This is a genomic window from Marinospirillum sp., from assembly GCF_035271045.1.
Lineage (GTDB): Bacteria > Pseudomonadota > Gammaproteobacteria > Pseudomonadales > Halomonadaceae > Marinospirillum.
Genome location: NZ_DATESC010000002.1, coordinates 128,592 through 151,259, shown reverse-complemented (window position 1 = coordinate 151,259; position 22,668 = coordinate 128,592). Strand labels below are relative to the sequence as shown.

Annotated in this window: 22 protein-coding genes; 21 read left to right on the top strand and 1 reads right to left on the bottom strand. The window is 43.4% G+C overall.

Going from position 1 to position 22,668, the window contains the following annotated elements; all coding sequences use genetic code 11:
- Nucleotides 1-10: 10 nt before the first annotated feature.
- The gene (locus tag VJY63_RS01575) at nucleotides 11-748 is read right to left on the bottom strand and encodes a helix-turn-helix domain-containing protein (protein WP_324047958.1); all 738 of its coding nucleotides are present in this window, start codon (nucleotides 746-748) and stop codon (nucleotides 11-13) included.
- 357 nt (nucleotides 749-1,105) lie between these two features.
- On the opposite strand from VJY63_RS01575, the gene rpmH reads away from it, so the two are divergent.
- From rpmH to glmS, 21 genes are all read left to right on the top strand, one after another.
- On the top strand, nucleotides 1,106-1,240 hold the full coding sequence (gene rpmH, locus VJY63_RS01570) for a 50S ribosomal protein L34 (protein ID WP_027850542.1): 135 nt from the start codon (nucleotides 1,106-1,108) through the stop codon (nucleotides 1,238-1,240).
- Nucleotides 1,241-1,254: 14 nt separating this feature from the next.
- Nucleotides 1,255-1,650 carry a ribonuclease P protein component gene (gene rnpA / locus VJY63_RS01565; protein WP_324047956.1) on the top strand — a complete coding sequence of 132 codons (396 nt, stop codon included), beginning with the start codon at nucleotides 1,255-1,257 and terminating at the stop codon, nucleotides 1,648-1,650.
- 4 nt (nucleotides 1,651-1,654) lie between these two features.
- Entirely contained in the window at nucleotides 1,655-3,334 is a 1,680-nt protein-coding gene (yidC, locus tag VJY63_RS01560; protein WP_324047955.1) for a membrane protein insertase YidC, read from the top strand.
- A gap of 69 nt (nucleotides 3,335-3,403) precedes the next feature.
- On the top strand, nucleotides 3,404-4,765 hold the full coding sequence (gene mnmE / locus VJY63_RS01555) for a tRNA uridine-5-carboxymethylaminomethyl(34) synthesis GTPase MnmE (protein ID WP_324047953.1): 1,362 nt from the start codon (nucleotides 3,404-3,406) through the stop codon (nucleotides 4,763-4,765).
- Nucleotides 4,766-4,896: 131 nt separating this feature from the next.
- Nucleotides 4,897-6,777, top strand: coding sequence for a tRNA uridine-5-carboxymethylaminomethyl(34) synthesis enzyme MnmG (gene mnmG, locus VJY63_RS01550; protein WP_324047951.1), 1,881 nt, complete (start codon nucleotides 4,897-4,899; stop codon nucleotides 6,775-6,777).
- A gap of 1 nt (nucleotide 6,778) precedes the next feature.
- Nucleotides 6,779-7,423: a 16S rRNA (guanine(527)-N(7))-methyltransferase RsmG gene (rsmG, locus tag VJY63_RS01545; protein ID WP_324047950.1), complete on the top strand. Its 645-nt coding sequence runs from the start codon at nucleotides 6,779-6,781 to the stop codon at nucleotides 7,421-7,423.
- Complete coding sequence (locus VJY63_RS01540; protein ID WP_324047948.1) at nucleotides 7,423-8,223, top strand: ParB/RepB/Spo0J family partition protein; 801 nt, start codon at nucleotides 7,423-7,425, stop codon at nucleotides 8,221-8,223. Before rsmG ends, VJY63_RS01540 begins: the two co-directional genes overlap by 1 nt.
- A 158-nt stretch (nucleotides 8,224-8,381) precedes the next feature.
- Nucleotides 8,382-8,747, top strand: a complete 366-nt coding sequence (locus VJY63_RS01535; RefSeq protein ID WP_324047946.1) for an ATP synthase subunit I — start codon at nucleotides 8,382-8,384, stop codon at nucleotides 8,745-8,747.
- Nucleotides 8,748-8,779: 32 nt separating this feature from the next.
- Nucleotides 8,780-9,613, top strand: a complete 834-nt coding sequence (gene atpB / locus VJY63_RS01530; RefSeq protein ID WP_324047944.1) for a F0F1 ATP synthase subunit A — start codon at nucleotides 8,780-8,782, stop codon at nucleotides 9,611-9,613.
- 106 nt (nucleotides 9,614-9,719) lie between these two features.
- Entirely contained in the window at nucleotides 9,720-9,947 is a 228-nt protein-coding gene (atpE, locus tag VJY63_RS01525) for a F0F1 ATP synthase subunit C (protein ID WP_027848325.1), read from the top strand.
- Nucleotides 9,948-10,022: 75 nt separating this feature from the next.
- The gene (locus VJY63_RS01520; protein WP_324047942.1) at nucleotides 10,023-10,493 is read left to right on the top strand and encodes a F0F1 ATP synthase subunit B; all 471 of its coding nucleotides are present in this window, start codon (nucleotides 10,023-10,025) and stop codon (nucleotides 10,491-10,493) included.
- Between the two features lie 12 nt (nucleotides 10,494-10,505).
- Nucleotides 10,506-11,042 (top strand): F0F1 ATP synthase subunit delta, encoded by a 537-nt coding sequence (locus VJY63_RS01515; RefSeq protein WP_324047941.1) that lies wholly within the window; start codon nucleotides 10,506-10,508, stop codon nucleotides 11,040-11,042.
- A 16-nt stretch (nucleotides 11,043-11,058) separates the two neighbouring features.
- Nucleotides 11,059-12,603, top strand: coding sequence for a F0F1 ATP synthase subunit alpha (atpA, locus tag VJY63_RS01510; protein WP_324047940.1), 1,545 nt, complete (start codon nucleotides 11,059-11,061; stop codon nucleotides 12,601-12,603).
- A gap of 68 nt (nucleotides 12,604-12,671) precedes the next feature.
- Entirely contained in the window at nucleotides 12,672-13,544 is an 873-nt protein-coding gene (atpG, locus tag VJY63_RS01505; RefSeq protein ID WP_324047938.1) for a F0F1 ATP synthase subunit gamma, read from the top strand.
- A 76-nt stretch (nucleotides 13,545-13,620) separates the two neighbouring features.
- The gene (gene atpD / locus VJY63_RS01500) at nucleotides 13,621-15,000 is read left to right on the top strand and encodes a F0F1 ATP synthase subunit beta (RefSeq protein ID WP_324047937.1); all 1,380 of its coding nucleotides are present in this window, start codon (nucleotides 13,621-13,623) and stop codon (nucleotides 14,998-15,000) included.
- A gap of 31 nt (nucleotides 15,001-15,031) precedes the next feature.
- The gene (locus VJY63_RS01495; protein ID WP_324047936.1) at nucleotides 15,032-15,436 is read left to right on the top strand and encodes a F0F1 ATP synthase subunit epsilon; all 405 of its coding nucleotides are present in this window, start codon (nucleotides 15,032-15,034) and stop codon (nucleotides 15,434-15,436) included.
- Between the two features lie 114 nt (nucleotides 15,437-15,550).
- Nucleotides 15,551-16,909, top strand: a complete 1,359-nt coding sequence (gene mgtE, locus VJY63_RS01490; protein ID WP_324047933.1) for a magnesium transporter — start codon at nucleotides 15,551-15,553, stop codon at nucleotides 16,907-16,909.
- Nucleotides 16,910-16,936: 27 nt separating this feature from the next.
- Nucleotides 16,937-17,995: an FAD:protein FMN transferase gene (locus tag VJY63_RS01485; RefSeq protein ID WP_324047930.1), complete on the top strand. Its 1,059-nt coding sequence runs from the start codon at nucleotides 16,937-16,939 to the stop codon at nucleotides 17,993-17,995.
- 57 nt (nucleotides 17,996-18,052) lie between these two features.
- Entirely contained in the window at nucleotides 18,053-19,396 is a 1,344-nt protein-coding gene (gene mgtE, locus VJY63_RS01480) for a magnesium transporter (RefSeq protein WP_324047928.1), read from the top strand.
- 39 nt (nucleotides 19,397-19,435) lie between these two features.
- Nucleotides 19,436-20,806, top strand: a complete 1,371-nt coding sequence (glmU, locus tag VJY63_RS01475; protein ID WP_324047925.1) for a bifunctional UDP-N-acetylglucosamine diphosphorylase/glucosamine-1-phosphate N-acetyltransferase GlmU — start codon at nucleotides 19,436-19,438, stop codon at nucleotides 20,804-20,806.
- Nucleotide 20,807: 1 nt separating this feature from the next.
- Nucleotides 20,808-22,652 (top strand): glutamine--fructose-6-phosphate transaminase (isomerizing), encoded by a 1,845-nt coding sequence (gene glmS, locus VJY63_RS01470; protein ID WP_324047924.1) that lies wholly within the window; start codon nucleotides 20,808-20,810, stop codon nucleotides 22,650-22,652.
- Nucleotides 22,653-22,668: the final 16 nt, after the last annotated feature.

The following is a 22,668-nucleotide window of genomic DNA, read 5'->3' as shown; positions in this document are numbered from 1 at the left end:
GCCTTAAAAATTAACGGGTCAATAAACGGAATAAGTTTTTCCAGTCTTCACGTATAGCAGCGCTTTCATCCTGTAAAGACTTAATTTTTCGGCAAGCATATAGAACTGTCGTATGATCACGTCTACCAAATGCATCGCCTATTGCTGGTAAAGAGTGATTGGTTAGCTCTTTAGTTAAAGCCATTGCCATTTGCCTAGGTCTTGCAATGTATCGATTACGCCGCTTTGAGTGCAAGTCGGCCACTTTTATTTTGTAATACTCAGCCACCCTACACTGAATAGTCTCAACGGTTATTTCTGCTTTGTTCATCAGTAGAGTAGCGTGTAATTCTAACTCAGGTGGCTCAATAGCAACAGTAAGCTCACATCCAAAATGGCTTTTCAACCACTTTTTAATCGCAATGCCTTTGGAATAGTGATCAGAAGTTAAAATAATTTTCTGCCTACCTTCTAAATAAACAAACAAAGGGTTGTAAACATCCATTAATTTTTTAACGTCTTTTCTAGTGCTAACAGCAAAACAAATATCAAGCACTTTTCCTGCTGAGGTTTCTTGTATTAGCTGATGTAAACGTGAGGCGTATTTATCAGTTACCCACTGCAAAAAAAAACGGTTGGGCGCGAATAATTGTAAGCTACGACCCTTTATTTTTGCTTGCAAAGGACGTAGCCAAGTCGCTATTTGTTGAGCAGGCATTTCCTTTTCTAAAATCGCTAAACACTTTGACCACAAATCATCAACTAACACCTTGCTACTCCTCTTAATAATCACTTCATTCTAATCGTTTAACAGCCAGTTATCCACAAGCCAGCTTACCAACCCAATATAAATACAAGCCATTGTTTTATAAGATAAAAATATGCAGCCAATCAAATGCAGCTTACCTAATAACAACTATAATAATAAAAGACCTTTAGAATATTTATTAATTATTAGCTTTCTTCCTAAAAAACGTCTAATCGAATGCATCGAATGCAAGGAAAAATTGCGCTTTGCTGCAGAACGCTTTAAAATCGCCGGTCTTGCATCAAAAAAAAGTTTCTCTAGGGTCTCCAACCCAAGGAGATTCCTTAAACCTTCAACACCCTGTGGAAGTAAAAAAACATGAAACGTACATTTCAGCCCAGCGTTATCAAACGCAAGCGCAATCACGGTTTCCGTGCCCGTATGGCCACTAAAGCTGGTCGTCAAGTTCTGGCTCGTCGTCGTGCCAAAGGTCGTCAGCGTCTGTCAGCTTAAACGTTAATCTGACGATGAAAAAATTCGGTTATCCTCGGCAACTGAGACTTCTCAAGCCCGAGGATTTCCGTTATGTTTTTGAAAATACCCGTTACAAAGTCTACTGCCCCGGTTTTTTGTTACTTGCTGCACCCAGCAAATCTGAAGAAACACGGCTAGGTTTTGTAATTGGCAAGAAAAATGTCAAATTGGCCGTTACTCGTAATCGATTTAAGCGTATGTTTCGTGAATCTTTCCGGTTAAATCAACAGCAATTGCCACCCGTTGACATTATTGTTCTTGCCATCAAAGGTGCCAGCCAAGTCACACCTGAAGAACTCAGTAAAAGTTTGACAGACGCTTGGTCACAACTCGGTAGACGCGTGAAAAAAGCGACTACAAATTTATCTTCTTCGATTAAGCGGCAATGATCCCATGGACGTAAAACGCATAGTGCTCTTTTCATCCCTGGCGGTAGTCGCCTATCTACTGATGCTTCAGTGGAATACAGACTACCAGCAGAAAGATGTTCAAGCTTCAGCTCCTCAAGTTCAACAATTAGCACCTAATAATAATTTGGCGCTTGACGATAACGAAGTACTAAAATTAGATAAATCTTCGGCTAACACGATTGAAGCGCTGCCCTCTGCAACTTCAACAACCCAGAATTTAATTAGCGTCAAAACCGATACATTTGATATTCGGATTAATCCTAAAGGTGGTGATTTAGTTTACGCAGCGTTATTGCAACATAAAGCGCAAGTTAAATCACAAGACCCTTTTGTACTGCTGCAAGATGACCAATACCGTCATTACGTTGTACAAAGTGACCTCAGTGGTTTAGGGAATAAGCAGCGTTTAAACCTGACTAGCCAACAAAATAACTATGTTTTAGCAGCAGGAGACGATCAACTTAAAGTGCGTTTAACCGCTGATGTTGATGGTGTTGCCTTAACTAAAACCTTCACTTTTACGCGTGGCAGTCATTTAATTAAAGTTGATTACCAACTTGATAATGCATCAAACCGTACACTTAACACCAGTTTCATTGGTTTAATTAAGCGTGATGCCAGTGCTGATCCAAGTCAAAGTGAAGCCATGGGCATGAAAGCTTATTTAGGTGGTGCTTTTTCTACAGATGAAAAACGCTATCAAAAAGTAGACTTTGATGACATCAAAAATAATGGTTTCAAAGTCGATTCAGTCGGTGGCTGGGCTGCGATGCTACAACACTATTTCATTGCTTCTTGGATACCTTCACAAACTGAAAGCAGCTTTTTTAGTACGCGTACCGATAGAGCAGGCAACTACATTGTTGGCTTTAATGGTTCTGAATACCTAGTTGAGCCTGGCAATACTGCCCAACTTTCTGCTGATATTTACATTGGCCCTAAAATTCAAGATGACATGAAAGCTGTTGCGCCTAACCTAGAATTAACGGTTGATTACGGTTTTTTATGGTTTATTGCACAACCGCTATTCTGGTTACTTGATTTTATTCATGGCTATGTTGGTAACTGGGGTTTTGCCATTATTTTAGTTACCGTTGCTATTAAAGCGGCATTTTATAAACTTTCAGCCACAGCTTACCGCTCTATGGCTAATATGCGTCGTGTTGCACCCAAATTAACGCGCATTAAAGAAGAGGCTGGTGATGACCGTCAAAAGCTTTCACAAGCGATGATGGAGCTTTACAAAAAAGAAAAAATCAATCCTATGGGTGGCTGTTTACCCATTTTAGTACAAATGCCAGTATTCATTGCGCTTTACTGGATGCTCATGGAGTCTGTTGAACTGCGTCATGCACCTTTTATACTTTGGATTGCTGACCTTTCCATGAAAGACCCTTACTTTGTACTGCCTATTATTATGGGTGCTAGTATGTTTATTCAGCAACTACTTAACCCTACGCCGCCAGATCCAATGCAGGCGAAGATTATGAAAATGCTACCCATTATCTTCACTTTCTTCTTCTTATTCTTCCCAGCAGGTTTAGTGCTTTACTGGGTCGTGAATAACCTCTTATCCATTTTGCAGCAGTGGTATATCACTCGTAAAATCGAGAATGAAGACAAAGACAAAGATAAACACAAAGATAAACTAGCCAAAACTTGATGTAATCTTAACCCCCTCCCCAGCGAGGGGGTTTTGCTATTTAAGCACCAATAAGAAAGAGTAAAAATCATGGATCAACAAGACACTATTGCGGCTGTTGCTACACCACCCGGTCGAGGTGGTGTGGGCATTGTTAGAGTTTCAGGTGCTTTGTGTCAGTCAATTGCCAAACAATTATTAGGCACAGAACTTACCCCACGCCACGCGCATTATTTACCCTTTTTAGATTTACAAGGTGAAGTCATTGATGAAGGTTTAGCCCTTTACTTTCCTGGCCCAAATTCATTTACAGGCGAGGATGTCTTAGAGTTCCAAGGCCACGGTGGGCCAATGTTGTTGGATAGGCTATTAGAAAATTTATTGCTAACTGGGGTTAGATTGGCGCAACCCGGTGAATTTTCACAAAGGGCATTTTTAAACGACAAGATGGATTTAGCGCAAGCCGAAGCTATCGCTGATTTAATTGATGCCACCTCACGCCAAGCCGCTAATAATGCCCTGAAATCTTTACAGGGTGTATTTTCACAAAAAGTTCATGCCCTTGTGGATAAATTAATTCATTTGCGTATGTACGTTGAAGCGGCGATTGACTTTCCTGAAGAAGAAATTGACTTTATTGGCGATGGTAAAGTTAACGATGAGTTACAAACAATTATTGAACAGCTAGCAGCGGTAAAAAACGAAGCACGGCAAGGTTATTTGATGCGTGAAGGTATGAACGTTGTGTTAGCGGGTCGACCTAACGCCGGTAAATCAAGCCTAATGAATGCTTTGGCTGGCTATGACAAAGCTTTGGTAACAGAAATTGCAGGGACGACTCGTGACGTTTTAAAAGAACACATTCACATTGATGGAATGCCGCTGCATTTAATTGATACAGCAGGTTTAAGGGAATCAGATGATTTAGTTGAGCAGCTAGGCATTGAGCGAGCCTGGCAAGAAATAGAAAAAGCTGATCGAATTTTACTGTTAGTTGATGCACAAGAAACAACCAGTTTAGATCCTTTAGAAATTTGGCCAGCATTTGTTAAGCGCCTACCTTACCCTGAGCGTTTAACCCTTATTAGAAATAAAATTGATCTAACCCAAGAGCAACCTGACACTGACTTATCCACAACGCCTCCCGTTATTCGCATTGCTGCTAAGCAGCGAGTGGGTGTGGATCAGTTAAGGCAGCACCTTAAACAAGTAATGGGCTTACAAAATACCACTGAAGGCGGTTTTTCTGCACGACGCAGGCACCTAGATGCATTACAAAGAGCCAGCGACGTTATCCACAAAGGCAGCTTACAGCTAGCCATGCACGGTGCGGGTGAGTTATTAGCTGAAGACCTGCGTAGTGCACAAGAAAGCTTATCAGAAATCACTGGGCAATTTACGGCGGATGACCTACTTGGCAAAATTTTTGGTGAGTTTTGTATTGGTAAATAATTACTTTAATTTTATACCATTTGTTCTGTCGTTAAGTCTGTACCTGTGGATAAAGTAGATTTCTGCTGTGACAAAGTCACTTTCAGGCTATAATCGGCGGCTTTATTTAGTGAATTTTTTGAGGTATGCCTGTGGATTATCCAACCCGTTTTGATGTACTGGTTATTGGTGGCGGCCATGCAGGAACAGAAGCTGCATTAGCTGCTGCACGCATGGGTTGTAAAACGCTGCTGCTCACTCATAACGTAGAAACCTTGGGGCAAATGTCTTGCAACCCAGCGATAGGCGGGATAGGAAAAAGTCACCTAGTGCGTGAAGTGGATGCATTAGGCGGCGCGATGGCACAGGCCACCGACTTAGCAGGTATTCAATTTCGCGTTTTAAACGCACGCAAAGGCCCAGCGGTTAGAGCCACGCGCGCGCAGGCAGACCGTATTCTGTATAAAGCTGCCATTCGCACAATGTTAGAAGATCAGCCTAATTTACAAATTTTTCAACAAGCTGCTGATGATTTAATTGTTGAGGGCGACAAGGTTTGTGGCGCAGTTACGCAAACTGGCATCAAAATTTATGCAACCAGCGTGGTATTAACCACTGGGACATTTTTGGGTGGCGTTATTCACTTAGGTTTGCAAAATCATTCTGGTGGTCGTGCCGGTGATCCACCCTCTATTGCATTAGCACACCGATTACGCGAATTACCTTTACGCGTTGGTCGTTTAAAAACGGGTACGCCACCTAGAATTGACGCGCGTAGTGTCGATTTTTCAGTAATGGAAGCTCAACCAAGTGATGCGCTATTACCTGTCATGTCATTTTTAGGCAAAACCCAGCACCACCCTCAGCAAATTAGCTGCTATATAACGCACACTAACGAACGAACCCACGAAATCATTCGTAATAATCTCGACCGCTCACCTATGTACGCAGGTGTGATTGAAGGCATTGGGCCGCGTTATTGCCCTTCAATTGAAGATAAAATTCACCGTTTTGCAGATAAAAATAGCCATCAAGTATTTATGGAGCCTGAAGGTCTTACAACGCATGAGTTGTACCCAAATGGCATTTCTACATCCTTGCCTTTTGATGTGCAACTAGACTTAGTTCACACCATGCGCGGCCTTGAACAAGCCCACATTGTTCGACCTGGTTATGCGATTGAATACGACTTTTTTAATCCGCAAGATTTACAACCCAGCCTAGAAACTAAAGTAATCCACAATCTGTTTTTTGCCGGTCAAATTAACGGCACAACGGGTTACGAAGAAGCTGCAGCACAAGGGTTGTTAGCTGGTTTGAATGCCGCCCGACGAACACAAGAAAAAGACAGCTGGTGTCCAAGGCGTGACGAAGCCTATTTAGGTGTATTAGTCGACGATTTAATTACGCTGGGTACTTCTGAGCCTTATCGAATGTTTACTTCACGCGCAGAATACCGTTTGTTGCTGCGTGAAGACAATGCTGATTTACGCTTAACTGAAAAAGGCCGCGAGCTAGGTTTGGTCGATGATGTACGCTGGGCAGCGTTTGAAACCAAACGCAATGCTATTGAATTAGAAAAGGCCCGCCTAAAAGACACTTTTATTCATCCCAACACACCTGCAGCCAACAGTTTAAATAATAAGTTAGAGCAGCCTTTAAATCGTGAACAACCCTTGTTGGATTTATTGAAGCGTCCAGAATTAAATTACTGGGATTTGGCTCACTTAGCACCAGGTGAATTACCGGTTGATCCACAAGTACAAGAGCAGGTTCAAATTCAGGTAAAATATGCCGGTTATATTGATCGCCAAGCGGAAGAAATTAAGCGTGTAAAACGCCAAGAAGAAACGCTATTACCTTTAGACTTGGATTACGCTCAGGTTAGTGGTTTGTCGAATGAAATTAAAAACAAATTAACCAATGTACGTCCAGCCAGTTTGGCACAAGCCAGCCGTATTCCTGGTGTTACACCTGCTGCAATATCCATGCTGCTTGTTCACCTTAAAAAACGTTCCATATTGGTGAAATAGCATGATAACAGACGCAAAATTTGAACAACGGCTGCGAGCTGGTTTAGCGGCAATGAACATTGAAGCAAGTGACTTACAAGTTGAACAGCTGCTGGCTTACTTACAATTATTAATTAAGTGGAATAAAGCCTACAACCTAACAGCTGTACGTGACCCTGTTGAAATGATAGATCGTCACCTGTTGGATAGCTTGTCTATTTTGCCTTTTATACAAAGTGGCGAACTAACGGATGTCGGCTCAGGTGCCGGTTTACCCAGCATTCCTTTAGCCATTATGAAGCCCGATTTACAGGTATTATCGTTAGATTCTAATGGCAAAAAAACCCGCTTTCAGTTTCAAGTTAAAGCTTCGCTACAGTTAGATAACTTTGTAGTACAGCAGGTACGTGCTGAAGCGTTGCAGTTACCAATAAAAAGCAAACAACTGGTTAGCCGTGCTTTTGCTAGCCTTAAAGATTTTGTAACACTAACCCAGCCTTTAGCCGCTGAAGATGCACGATGGTTAGCCATGAAAGGCTTGTATCCTGACGATGAATTAGCCAAATTGCCAAAAGAATACACCTGCCAACAAAGCCATCCATTGCAAATCCCCAACGAAGAGGGGCAGCGACATTTACTGGTTTTAGTCAAACAGGCAAAAAAATAATGCCTGTCAGTAAAATGGGGCAAGAGGGTGCGTTAAAACAGCTCGCTGTAGACTATTTGCGACCTGGAAAATATCAACCTCGACGTAATATGCAGCCCGAAGCTTTAGAAGAATTAGCGGCATCCATTCGTCAACAAGGCATTATGCAACCACTTGTGGTTAGAGCTTTACTAGATGGCTATTACGAAATTATTGCAGGCGAAAGGCGCTGGCGTGCTGCACAGTTAGCCGGTTTAGAGTTTATTCCTGCCCTAGTACGTGATGCGACAGATAGCGATGTTATTGCACTGGCTTTAATAGAAAATCTACAGCGCCAAGACCTTAATGCCTTGGAAGAAGCAGTTGCTTTACAGCGCTTACAACAAGAGTTTGAATTAACACAGCAGCAAGTTGCTGATGCAATAGGCAAGTCGCGTAGCGCCGTCACTAATTTATTACGCTTGTTGCAATTGCATCCAAACGTACAAAGAATGCTTGAGTACGGTGATTTAGACATGGGGCACGCACGGGCTTTGCTAAGTTTACAAAGCACCAAGCAATTAGTCCTTGCTCGTCAAATCGTTGCGAAAGGTTTATCCGTTAGGCAAACCGAAGCTTTGGTAAAAAATACGCAAAAAAACGCTTCAAAAAGCCAAGTTAAAACAGCTAGAGACCCAAACATTGCCAAATTAGAAGAGCAACTACAACTTAGTTTGGGTGCCAGTGTAAAAATTCAGCACTCAGCACAAGGCAAAGGGAAACTAGAGATTCATTATGCGAATTTGTCTCAATTAGACGGTATCTTGCAACACCTACGCTAAGTCATAAATCAAACCAACCATAGACTTTGGTCGCATCTATTTAACAAAGCTAACGAGTGTTGTTGAAGGAAAGTTGCTAAGTCTCTATAATCCCGTGGGTTTTAGTAAATATGCAGTGGTTTTTTAGTCGCTAGCGGATTTAAAAGGCTTTAAAATTTATGGCACAACTTCCGCGTCCACCTTTAGCTAAATGGCTAATAAAGCAATTTTTAGCTTTGGTTATAATTTGTGGTTTAGCGCTAATAGTTTGGCCAGATTCACTGCTAGAAATCATCATAGGCGCAATGATCGCTTATATTCCACAACAAGTTTTTAGTTATTTAGTTTTTATGTATCAAGGTGCAAGGCAACAAGTAAACTTAGTAAAAATGTTTTTTATAGCTGAAGGCGTTAAGTTTGGTTTGACGGTGGTACTTTTTGTACTAGCTTTTATTTTAGTGCAACCTTCAAACCCAATTTCACTTTTAAGCACTTATGCGGCAGTTATTTTGCTTAGCTGGTTGAACTTTTGGCTGGTAAAGTAAAACACAACTGCAATTACAGTTTGAGGTAGATCATGGCTGGTACACCTGTAGAGTATATTAAGCACCACCTGCAAAACATGACTTATGGGCAGCACCCAGAGTTAGGCTGGAAAATGGCAGAAACTGCACAAGAAGCGGCTGATATGGGCTTTATGGCCATTCACGTCGACACGATGGGTTGGTCAATTTTTACAGGCCTAATTTTTCTATTTTTATTCCGCATGGCAGCTAAAAATGCAACCTCGGGTGTGCCCGGTGGCTTGCAAAACTTTGTTGAAACCTGTGTTGAATTTGTTGATGGCTTGGTTAAAGAAACCTTCCACGGTAAAAATGCGCTTATTGCACCTTTAGCATTAACTATTTTTGTATGGATCTTTTTGATGAACAGCCTTAAATGGTTGCCTGTTGACTGGATTCCAAGCTTAGCACACGCAATGGGTGCTGATTATTTTAAAATAGTACCGACAGCTGATCCTAATGCGACCTTTGGTATGTCGATTGGTGTTTTTATCTTAATTCTGCTCTACAGCATTAAAGTTAAAGGCATTGGTGGTTTTGCTAAAGAACTATCTTTTACACCGTTTAATCACTGGTTACTGATTCCCGTCAACTTAGTTTTAGAATTGATTGGTCTATTTACTAAACCTATAAGTTTAGCACTGCGTCTATTTGGTAATATGTACGCAGGTGAAGTTGTGTTTATTTTGATTGCCCTTATGTATGGTGCTGGCATCATGATGGGTGTACTTGGTATAAGCTTACAGTGGCTATGGGCAGTATTTCACATCTTAGTTATTCCACTACAAGCCTTTATTTTTATGGTGCTAACTGTGGTTTATCTCAGCGCTGCACACGAAGAACATTAAATTAAACAGTAACCAGCCAACTTGCTGCAAGGCAGGTTGGTGAGTTTTAGTAGCAAAAACCCTTAACCCAACCTTTAATCAACCTTAGTAACCTTAGGAGTAACTCATGGAACTCGTATACATTGCAGCCGCAATCATGATTGGTATGGGTGCATTAGGCACAGGTATTGGCTTCGCCCTATTGGGTGGTAAGCTACTTGAGTCTACAGCACGTCAGCCTGAACTTGGCGGTCAACTACAAGTAAAAACCTTCCTAATGGCTGGTCTACTTGATGCTATCCCAATGATCGGTGTTGGTATGGCTATGTACCTGATTTTTGTTGTTGCAGGTTAAGTTGGGTTCAGGGAGTCAAAAGATTAACTCCCTAAACTTGAAACAAACCTAAACTCAAGTAAAAGGTACTGCGCCATGAATATGAATTTGACTCTTGTGGGTCAATCTATTTCCTTTGCGCTCTTTGTCTGGTTTTGTATGAAGTTTGTATGGCCGTTTATTACAACTGCCATGCGCGAACGCCAGAAGAAGATTGCTGAGGGTTTAGATTCAGCAAGTCGTGCTCAGCGTGATTTAGAGCTAGCACAAGAAAAGGCGACACAACTTTTGCGTGAAGCAAAAGAGCAATCAGCCCAGATTCTAGAACAGACTAACAAACGTGCTAGTCTGTTAATTGAAGAAGCCAAAGAACAGGCTCGTGCTGAAGGTGTTCGACTAGTAGACGCTGCTAAAGCTGAAGTTAGTCAAGAAATTAACCGTGCTAAAGATGATTTGCGTGCACAGATGTCTGAATTAATTATTCAGGGTGCTGAACAAATCCTACAAAGCTCTGTTGATGCAAAAGCACACAGCGAGCTGGTCGGCAAACTCGCCGCTCAACTCTAAGCGAGGTGTCTGATGGCAGATTACAACACGCTCGCTAGGCCTTATGCGAAGGCCGCCTTTGAGTATGCATTAAGTGAAGGTAAATTAGCTGACTGGTCCGCAATGCTTGGGATGGTTGCTGAAGCCGCTTCTAACAAAGAAGTTGCTGCATTTTTACTTAACCCTTCACTAAACAGTGGTGCAAAAGCAGAACTTCTTCTCGACATTTGTAAAGTGAAAGTCGATGACAAGAGCAGCAATTTCATTCAGCTGTTAAGTGAAAAAAGCCGTTTACCATTAATTCCAGTGATTGCTGGGATGTATGAGGCCTTTAGGGCCGAGCAGGAAAAATCTGTTGAAGCACTAGTCACTTCAGCCTTTGAGCTAGAAGCTGAGCAACAGCAACTGCTAGTAGATGCACTACGCAAGCGTTTGAACTGTGAGGTAACACTCAAAGTTGAAATCGACAAGCGTCTCATTGGCGGTGTTGTTATTCGCACCGGTGACCTGGTGATAGATGGCTCGATTCGCGGGAAACTCGCGAAACTGGCCGAGTCATTGAAATCCTGATTTTGAGGGACAAGGCATGCAGCAACTGAATCCATCCGAGATCAGTGACATTATCAAGAAGCGCATCGGAAACTTGGATGTCACTTCAAAAGCCCAAAACGAGGGCACCATCGTAAGCGTAGCTGACGGTATCGTGAAAATTCACGGCCTAGGCGATGTTATGTATGGCGAGATGATTGAATTTGAACAGGGCGCCTTTGGTATGGCCCTGAACTTGGAGCGCGACTCCGTAGGTGTGGTTGTACTGGGTGACTACCTCAGCTTAGCTGAAGGTCAGTCGGCTCGTTGTACTGGTCGCATCTTAGAAGTACCTGTGGGTAATGAACTCCTAGGTCGTGTAGTCGATGCACTAGGTAATCCTATTGATGGTAAAGGCCCCATCGACGCTAAAGAAACTGACGCAGTTGAAAAAGTTGCGCCTGGCGTAATTTGGCGTAAGAGCGTTGATGAGCCACTACAAACGGGCTATAAGGCAATTGATGCCATGGTACCAGTAGGCCGTGGTCAGCGTGAGCTGATTATCGGTGACCGTCAGATCGGTAAAACTGCCATTGCAGTTGATGCGATTATTAACCAAAAAACTACCGGTGTTAAGTGTGTTTATGTTGCCATTGGTCAAAAACAATCGACCATTGCTAACGTAGTACGCAAACTTGAAGAGCACGGTGCTTTAGCACACACAATTATTGTTGTTGCCTCTGCTTCTGAAGCAGCTGCACTGCAATTTATTGCGCCCTACTCAGGTTGCACCATGGGTGAGTATTTCCGCGATCGCGGTCAAGATGCCCTAATCGTTTATGACGACTTAACCAAGCAAGCTTGGGCTTATCGTCAGATTTCTCTACTATTAAAACGCCCACCTGGACGTGAAGCTTATCCTGGTGACGTTTTCTACTTGCACTCACGTTTACTAGAGCGTGCTTCACGCGTTAGTGCTGAGTATGTAGAGAAGTTTACTGATGGTAAAGTAAAAGGTAAAACAGGTTCTTTAACTGCATTACCTATTATTGAAACCCAAGGTGGTGACGTATCTGCATTCGTACCAACCAACGTAATCTCCATCACCGATGGTCAGATTTTCGTAGAAACGAACCTGTTTAACTCAGGTATTCGTCCTGCGATGAACGCGGGTGTTTCAGTATCGCGTGTTGGTGGTGCAGCGCAAACTAATATCATTAAAAAATTGGGTGGCGGTATCCGTCTAGCCCTAGCTCAGTTCCGTGAGCTAGAAGCTTTCTCCCAGTTTGCTTCTGACTTAGATGAAGCAACCCGTAAGCAGCTAGAGCATGGTCAGCGCGTTACTGAGCTAATGAAGCAAAATCAGTACAGCCCTATGAGCATTGCTGAAATGGGTGTTTCTCTGTTTGCAGCAGAAAAGCATTATTTAGATGACGTCGTAGTGAGTAAAGTTCTGCCTTTTGAAAAAGCCCTACACGCCTATATGGCGAGTGAGCACGCAGACTTAATCGCACAGATTAACGTAAACGGCGACTACACTAAAGATATTGAAGCGGCACTCAAATCTGCTTTAGAGCAGTTTAAGGCCACCCAGTCCTGGTAAGTTGCTATGAATCGGCTGATGCATAATCAACCGATTCTGGCACTTGTTGGCTAAGAAGGCGAAAGCGTATGGCAGTCGGAAAAGAGATCCGCTCCCAAATAGGGAGCATTAAGAATACGCAGAAAATCACCAGCGCTATGCAAATGGTCGCTGCGTCGAAGATGCGTAAAGCTCAGGATCGCATGGCAGCCAGCCACCCTTACGCCACGCAGATTAGAAACGTAGTTAGTCACCTTGCTGAAGCTACCCCTGAGTACCGTCATGTATATATGCAAGAACGTGATGTAAAAAGGGTTGGGTTTATTGTTGTTTCTTCCGATCGCGGTCTTTGTGGCGGCTTAAACATTAATTTGTTCAAAGCAGCTGTAAAGGAAGTGATGGAATGGAAAAACAAGGGCACAGAAGTAGATATTTGTGCTATCGGCAGTAAGGCTAGCAGTTTTTTCCGTCGTTATGGCGGAAGTCTGGTGGCTGCCAAGAGCGGGCTGGGCGACGCACCGAAAGCAAGTGAGTTAGTCGGTAGCGTTAAGGTCATGCTGGATGCCTATGAAGAAGGCAAAATTGATCGGCTTTATGTGGTGTATAACGAATTTGTTAACAACATGACACAAAAGCCATTGGTTCAGCAGCTGTTACCCCTAGAAGCTGAAGCAGCACAGAAAAGTGACAAGAGCAAGGTAGCCGGTTGGGATTACCTCTATGAACCAGACCCCAAGCATCTATTAGATAGATTGCTGATTAGGTACATAGAATCTCAGGTTTACCAAGCTGTAGTCGAAAACATTGCCTGTGAGCAATCTGCGCGTATGGTTGCAATGAAAAGTGCAACAGATAATGCCGGTGACTTTATTGATGAGTTACAGCTTATTTATAACAAAGCGCGTCAGGCAGCTATTACACAAGAAATCGCCGAAATTGTTGGCGGTGCTGCAGCGATCTGATAAGTGCTTCCGTTAACTGATTTTACGGAAGTTAAAAGGGTAGCAGATTTTATTTGCAGGTTTGAGAGGAACCAAGATGAGTAGCGGACATATCGTACAGATCATCGGTGCCGTTATCGACGTAGAATTTGATCGGGCAGACGTACCCAAAGTGTACGACGCCCTGACAGTCGACGGCAGCGAAATGATACTCGAAGTTCAGCAACAGCTCGGTGATGGTATCGTGCGTTGCATTGCAATGGGTTCCACCGAAGGTCTAAAACGTGGCCTGGTGGCAAATAACACTAATGAACCAATTCAAGTTCCTGTGGGCGTTAAAACCCTAGGACGCATCATGGATGTTCTAGGCCGTCCTATCGACGAAGCCGGTCCTATTGGTGAAGAAGAACGTTGGGGTATTCACCGCAAAGCACCTTCTTATGATGAACAATCTAGCTCTGTTGAATTGCTAGAAACGGGCATCAAAGTAATTGACCTCGTTTGCCCCTTTGCTAAGGGTGGTAAAGTAGGTCTGTTTGGTGGTGCTGGTGTTGGTAAAACAGTCAACATGATGGAGCTTATTCGTAACATTGCGATAGAGCACTCAGGTTTCTCTGTATTTGCCGGTGTTGGTGAGCGTACTCGTGAAGGTAACGACTTCTATCACGAGATGAAAGACTCCAACGTACTCGACAAAGTATCCTTGGTTTATGGTCAGATGAACGAACCCCCAGGCAACCGTCTGCGTGTCGCGTTAACTGGCTTAACCATGGCTGAAAAATTCCGTGACGAAGGTCGTGATGTACTGTTCTTTGTGGACAACATCTACCGTTACACCCTAGCAGGTACAGAAGTTTCTGCACTTTTGGGTCGTATGCCTTCTGCGGTTGGTTATCAGCCAACACTTGCTGAAGAAATGGGTGTTTTGCAGGAGCGTATTACTTCTACAAAAACTGGTTCTATCACATCTGTTCAGGCGGTTTACGTGCCTGCGGATGACTTGACTGACCCATCGCCAGCAACGACCTTCTCTCACTTGGACGCGACCGTTGTATTGTCTCGTGATATCGCCTCGCTAGGTATTTACCCAGCCGTTGATCCACTCGATTCTACTTCACGTCAGTTAGATCCATTGGTTGTTGGTGTTGAGCACTATACCGCTGCGCGTGGTGTACAAATGGTTCTACAGCGTTATAAAGAACTAAAAGACATCATCGCCATTCTGGGTATGGATGAGCTTTCTGAAGAAGATAAGCAGTCAGTATCACGCGCTCGTAAGATTCAGCGTTTTCTGTCTCAGCCTTTCTTCGTAGCGGAAGTATTTACAGGTTCGCCTGGTAAGTATGTTTCCTTAAAAGACACTATCCGTGGTTTCCAGGGTATTTTGGACGGTACTTACGATCATCTGCCCGAGCAGGCTTTTTATATGGTTGGCTCTATCGAAGAAGCAGTCGAAAAAGCTAAGGGTATGAAGTAAGTCTGTCAGGATAACCCAAGGGGGATAACCCATGGCGATGACAATGCATTGCAATGTTGTCAGTGCTGAAAGTAAATTGTTTGATGGCCGAATTGAGTTTCTGGTGGCTTCGGGTGTAATGGGTGAGATAGGCGTATTGCCTGGTCACGCTCCATTACTATCTGAACTAAAACCAGGCACGATTAAGCTGACCAAACAAGGTGGCGCACAAGAGCTTATCTACGTTTCTAGTGGTTTTTTAGAAGTGCAGTCAACGACAGTTACCGTTTTAGCAGATTCTGCTGAGCGTGCGGTAAACTTAGACGAAGCCGCAGCTAAAGAAGCGTTAGAAGCCGCTAGACGCGCTGTTGACAATGAAAGTGTTGAACTGAGTTATGAGCAAGCAGCCGCTCAACTTCGCACGATTCAGCTACTGAAAGGTATACGCAATAAGTAAGCACCTTTACTTGTTGTTAGCAAAAGTGCAGTTTACTGCACAATCAGAAAAGGCGGCTTTGGTCGCCTTTTCTGCTTTTTACTGTTTAACTTTTACAGCAGGAGAAGGCAGCTGATGACTGAACATAAAGACAAGCCTTTAGAACTCAATCTAGCCATAGAAGCCCCTGTACCCGGTGAACTAGGCTGGCGTTATGCTCAAGCTAGCTTACAACCCGTTGATGTTGCCGATCAGCTAACTGCTTTACTATCGGCTGAAGAAATAGCCACCTGCTTAGATTTACTACCACTGGCCCGCCGTACCGAGATTTTTGATTATTTATCAGAAGGAGTCCAAGAAGAAGTTGCAGCCGTTTCTAATCTTGAGTCTTTGATGGAGCTATTAGAAGCGTTGCCTGCTGATAGTGCTGCTGATCTTTTTAACCTACTCAGTTCTGAGCAACAAGCCGATTTACTTAGAGATTTACCTGCGCGTAATCGTGCCACTTTACAGCACCTGTCCCGTTACCCTGATGGCACAGCAGGTGCATTAATGACCTCCGAGATTTCTTTATTACCGACAGGTATCAACGTTCAACGTGCATTAGAAATCTTACGGCGTACCGCTGCTGGCTCTGAAACCATTTATCACACTTACATTGTTGATCCACGCCATAGGCTAGTGGGTGTTATTTCTTTACGTAAATTAATTCTTGCCGCCCCTAAAGCCAGTTTAGACCAATTAATGACTGAAGAGTTGGTGACTATTTTACCTGACCAACATCAACAAGAAGTGGTTAGGTTGGTTAGTCGTTATGATTTATTAGCGCTGCCGGTGGTTGATGAAAATCAGCGGTTATTAGGCATTATTACTTACGATGATGCGATGGATGTTGCTGAAGAAGAAGCCACCGAAGATATTCATTTAAGCGCCAGTATTGCACCGTTAGAAGAAGGTTTATTACGCACTAGCCTATTTAATCTTTATCGCAGTCGAGTCATGTGGTTAATTTTACTTATTTTTGCCAATTTAATCTCTGGCGTAGGCATCGCGTTTTTTGAAGATACCATTGCTGCTAAAGTGGCATTAGTATTTTTCTTACCCTTATTAATTGGTAGCGGTGGTAATGCAGGTGCTCAAGCTTCAACCTTAATGGTGCGTGGTTTAGCGGTGGGTGATGTCGGTTTAGGTGACTGGACACGCTTGTTAGGGCGAGAGCTTTTAGTTGCTGGTGCTTTGGGTTTAACGATGGCAATTGCCGTTTCACCCATAGGAATGTTTCGAGGCGGCTATGATATCGCGCTAGTCGTTGGCTTTAGTATGATTGTGATTGTGTTATTTGGTAGTTTATTAGGGATGAGCCTGCCTTTTTTGTTGCACCGTTTAAATTGGGATCCTGCCACGGCGTCCACACCTTTAGTCACTACTTTAGCCGATGCTGGTGGTGTAGTGACTTATTTTGCTTTAGCCACTTGGTTGCTAGGACTGCATTAACCAGCACTACTTTAAAGAGTAAATACAATGTTAAATAAAAAATGGGGGCTAATGTTAAAAGCTAGTTTATTACTAGCCTTATTCACTTTAGCCGCGTGTAATGAGCAACAAGAAAAACAGCCAGTACGTTTACAAGGTGAAATTTTTGGCAGTTTTTGGTTAGCAACTTTGCCCGATGATTGGACGGCAGAGCAGATTAAGCAGCTACAAATGGGCATTGAAAGCGAGCTTAATAAAGTCGATGAAGCCATGTCGACTTATAAACCTAACTCTGAACTTAACCGCTTTAACGCTGCACCATTAGGTGAATGGGTTTTATTATCCAAACCACTTTTTGAAGTATTTAACCTTAGCCAAACCATTTCAAAAAGTAGTGAGGGTGCTTTTGATATAACGCTAGGTGGCTTAGTTAATTTATGGAGTTTTGGTCCTGAAGCACGTCCTGAAGCCATTCCAGACAGCAGCTTACTAGAAACACGTTTAACAGCAACGGGTTATCAATACTTAGAATTAGATACAAAACAACAAGCAGCACGGCGCTTTAGGGATAGTTTTGTTGATTTATCGGGTGTAGCTAAAGGTTATGCCGTGGATAAAGTAGCTCAGTGGTTGCAGCAACAGGGTGTGGATAATTTTTTAGTGAATGTCGGTGGTGAAATTATTGTTGCTGGGTATCGTGCCAAAGAACAACCTTGGCGTATTGGCATTGAAGTGCCGGACAATCAAGTACAAGCAGCACACCATATTATTCCACTCATTAATGAGTCGGTAGCAACGTCAGGTGATTACCGTAACTTTTATGAATTAAATGGCAAGCGTATGTCGCACACTATTAACCCTAAAACCGGCTGGCCTATTGACCATAATTTAACGTCAGTTACAGTCATTCACCCCAGTAATGCCACCGCAGACGCTTGGGCAACGGCGTTTATGGTATTGGGAACAGAAGCCAGTTTAAGTTTAGCTAACCGCAAAAATATTAAAGCGCTGTTTATTAGTAAAGAAAGTGAGGCTTGGAAAACCCAAATATCTACCCCTTTACAACAGGCATTAGGTGCGGAGTTAACCAATAAACTATTGCGTTAAGCCTGTTTACTTTAAGTTTTTATTGCCAGTCTAAGTTTTTGTTGTTTGGGAGACATAATGATTAATAACGAACAGCTCGCTGGTTTAAATAAAGCGATAGCAGACGATGACACGCTGACTTTGGAGCGCCTAGTCACTGAAATTCAGCCGGCTGATTTAGCTGAGTTTGTACGCCATCAAACAACAAAAGCCGCCCTTAAACTTCTAACCTACCTTCCTTTAGAAGAACGCGCCGATGTTTTTGGTTATTTAAAAGGCGTTACTCAGTGCGAGTTGGCTGAAAAAATGACCGAAACCGGCTTATCTCAGTTATTTGTTTATATGAACTCTGATGAGCGTGCCGATTTATTTAACGAATTATCAGAAGAAAAGCGCCAAAATATTCTAAGGCTATTAGCCAAAGAAGAACGCGAAGATATCCGTCGCTTAGCCAGCTATGAAGAAGGGACGACCGGCTCGATTATGTCGAGTGATTATGTCACCGTAATAACTAAAACCAATATAGCGCAAGCGTTAGAAGTAGTTCGCCACACGGCACCCAATGCCGAAACAATTTATCAAATTTATATTCTAAATGCCGAACAGCAACTGACCGGTGCCTTGTCTTTACGCCAGCTTATTTTAGCTAAACCTGAAGCAATGGTCGATCAAGTCATGACCACTGAATTGGTTAGTATTAATGTGGCTGAACCCCAAGAAGAAGCCTCGCGCTTAATTAGCCGTTATGACTTATTGGCTTTGCCTGTTGTTGATGATAACCGACGCTTAATTGGCATAGTCACTTATGATGATGCGATGGATGTTGCAGAAGCTGAAGCAACCGAAGATATGCATAAGGGTGCATCCATTGGTCCATCTGATGAAGGTTTTGGGCAAGCAACCATCCGTAACTTGTATAGTCGCCGCGTTAATTGGTTAGTGTTGTTAGTATTTGCCAATATTCTCTCGGGTGCGGGTATCGCTTTTTATGAAGAAATGATTGAAACCTATGTAGTACTCGTTTTCTTTCTACCCTTGCTCGTTGCCAGTGGTGGTAATGCCGGTTCACAAGCATCAACCTTAATGATTCGTGGTTTAGCCACGGGAGATATCGACATTAAAGACTGGGGTAAATTATTAGCCCGCGAATTAATGGTCGCTTCTTGTTTAGGCTTAACCATGGCGTTGGCGATTATGGGTATCGGCTTTTGGCGAGGCGGTATAGAAATTGCTCAAGTTGTTACCTACAGTATGTTTATCATCGTTATTATTGGTAGTTTAATCGGCCTAACTTTGCCGTTTTTATTGGTTAAAGTAGGTTGGGATCCTGCCACAGCTAGCGGCCCCTTGGTGACTTCAATTGCTGATATTATAGGCGTATTAATTTATTTTTCGATTGCTACGGCTATACTGACTTTTTAAAGTTAGCTAAGCCTTATTATTAACTTTTATGGAGCGATTATGTCCCTTGAAGTCGTTATTCTTGCTGCAGGTCAGGGAACCAGAATGCGTTCCACCTTACCTAAAGTACTTCATCCCATTGCGGGTAAGCCTATGGCTGGACACGTTATTGACACGGTTCGTAGCTTAAATACCAGTGCCATTTATTTAGTGATTGGGCATGGCGCAAACCAAGTACGCAGCACACTTACTGGTGACGACCTTGCCTTTGTAGAACAGCTTGAACAGCTCGGCACAGGTCACGCTGTTGCACAAGCTTTACCCAAGCTAAGCGAAAACAGCCAAGTGCTGATTCTTTACGGCGATGTGCCGTTAATTAAAGCCGCTACCCTAAAAAAACTATTAACTCACGCCACCGCTACAAGCATGGGCTTATTAACGGTTAATTTAGACAATCCAACAGGTTATGGTCGCATTATTCGTGATGCACAAGAGCAAGTGACAGCAATTGTTGAACAAAAAGATGCCAATCCTGAACAATTAGCCATAACAGAAATTAATACAGGCATATTGGCAGTCACTAGCCAGCAGCTGCACCGCTGGTTGCCTCAATTATCAAATGCTAATTCACAAGGCGAATATTATTTAACCGACATTATTGCTATGGCTTACCAAGAAGGCACACTAATAGAAACCGTGCAGCCTGCTTCTAGTGCTGAAGTGGAAGGCGTTAATAACCGCTTGCAGCTAGCAGAACTTGAAAGGGTGTATCAACTAGAACAAGCCATCGCATTAATGACCGCAGGCGTAACGTTAGCCGACCCAGCACGCATTGATGTACGTGGTGAATTAAATGCTGCGCGTGATGTTTTTATTGACGTTGGATGCGTTTTTGAAGGCCAAGTAGAGCTAGCTGACGGCGTTGAAATCGGCCCGTATTGCGTGATAAAAAATGCCCATTTAGGCGCAGGTGTTAAACTGGCTGCTTTTACGCATTTAGACGACGTAGTGCTAGCAGGTAATAACCACGTAGGCCCTTTTGCGCGTTTAAGGCCCGGAACGCATTTAGAAACCAATGCCAAAATTGGCAACTTTGTAGAAACTAAAAAAGTGCGTGTGGGTCAGGGTGCTAAAATTAACCACCTAAGTTATATCGGTGATGCTGAAGTGGGTGCTAATGCCAATATCGGTGCAGGTACTATTACCTGTAATTACGATGGCGTGAATAAGCACGTTACAAAAATAGGCGCTGGCGCTTTTATTGGCTCTAACAGTAGTTTAGTTGCGCCTATTGAAATAGGTGCAGGTGCAACGGTTGGAGCGGGTTCAATCATTACTCGCAAAGTTGACGATCATGCACTGGCAGTAACCCGGGCTAAACAGTTACAAAAAGCTAACTGGCCAAAACCGTCTAAAAAACAGGAAAATTAATATGTGCGGCATTGTTGGTGCAGTGGCAGAACGTAATGTTAGCGCCATTTTATTAGAAGGTTTAAAGCGCCTAGAATATCGGGGCTATGATTCAGCAGGTTTAGCAGTGATTAATACGGCGAATCAATTACAGCGTTGCCGCGCACAGGGTAAAGTTGCTGAAGTTGAAAAAAAACTGATAATAACACCCTTATTAGGTCACTTAGGTGTGGCACACACTCGCTGGGCAACGCATGGTAAACCCAGCGAAAACAACGCCCATCCGCACCTTTCAAGCGATGAAATTGCTTTGGTTCACAATGGCATTATTGAAAACCACGAGCCTTTAAGAAAGCAGTTACAAGCCGCTGGTTATGTGTTTACTTCAGAAACCGATACTGAAGTGGTGGCGCATTTAGTCCACCAAATTTATCAACAAACCCAAGACCTGACCGAAGCGGTTAAGCAAACTATTTTACAGCTAGAAGGCGCTTATGCACTGGCGGTTATTCACCAACAACAGCCGAATGAACTGGTTTGCGCTCGTAAAGGCAGTCCACTGGTTATTGGTGTGGGCATAGGTGAAACCTTCTGCGCTTCAGATCCTCTAGCCTTGTTGCAAGTAACCGACCGCTTTATTTACCTAGAAGAAGGCGACCTTGCCACACTGACTTTAACCGAACAGCGCATTATCAATCAGCAGGGCGAAAAAATTGAACGCCCAACCCTGCAATGGGAACATGGCAACCAAGCAGCAGAAAAAGGCAAATACCGCCACTTTATGCTGAAAGAAATTTATGAACAACCCGCCGTTATTGCTGCCACGCTAGAAGGCCGATTATCAGAAAGTCGTGTATTACCACAAGCCTTGGGTGCTGTGGCGATGGAATTATTGCCCAAGGTTAAACAGGTGCAAATCATTGCTTGCGGTACGAGTTACCATGCTGGCATGGTGGCGCGTTATTGGATAGAACGCTTAGCTGGTTTGCCCTGCCAAGTAGAAGTGGCTAGCGAATACCGTTACCGTGATGTGGTGGTTGCCGAAAACTGCTTGTTTGTAACCATTTCTCAATCGGGTGAAACCGCCGATACCCTTGCTGCGTTACGCTTTGCTAAAAATGCTGGCTATTTAGGCTCGTTAGCCATTTGTAATGCGCCAGGTTCTTCGTTGGTGCGCGAGTCCGATTTAAGCCTTATGACGCAAGCTGGCCCAGAAATCGGCGTGGCTTCAACCAAAGCTTTCACCACCCAGTTAACTGCCTTGCTGCTATTAACCTTATCGTTGCGCCGTGCTCATTCGCCCGATCCACAAGCAAAAGATGCTGTGGAAGCTGAGTTGGTTCAAGCCTTGCGTTCTTTGCCACGTATTGCCGAAACCACCTTGCAACTAGACACACAAATAGAAGTCATGGCGCAAGACTTTGCCGAGAAAAACCATGCCTTGTTTCTAGGTCGTGGTAGCCATTACCCCATTGCGCTTGAAGGCGCGTTAAAGCTGAAAGAGATTTCTTACATTCATGCCGAAGCCTACCCAGCCGGTGAGTTAAAGCATGGGCCTTTGGCTTTGGTAGACAGCGATATGCCGGTGATTGCGGTTGCACCTAAAGACGATTTAATTGAAAAGTTAAAGTCTAACCTGCAAGAAGTGCGGGCGCGGGGTGGCGAACTGTTTGTGTTTGCCGACCCAGAAAGCTTTTTAGAACCAGAAGAAGGCATGAAAGTATTACACTTGCCTGAAGTACACGATGTGCTAGCGCCCATTATTTACACTCTGCCTTTGCAGTTGTTGGCCTACCATGTTGCTGTGCTTAAAGGCACCGACGTAGACCAGCCACGTAACTTGGCTAAGTCGGTTACTGTTGAATAGTTTGTAGATTAGATAA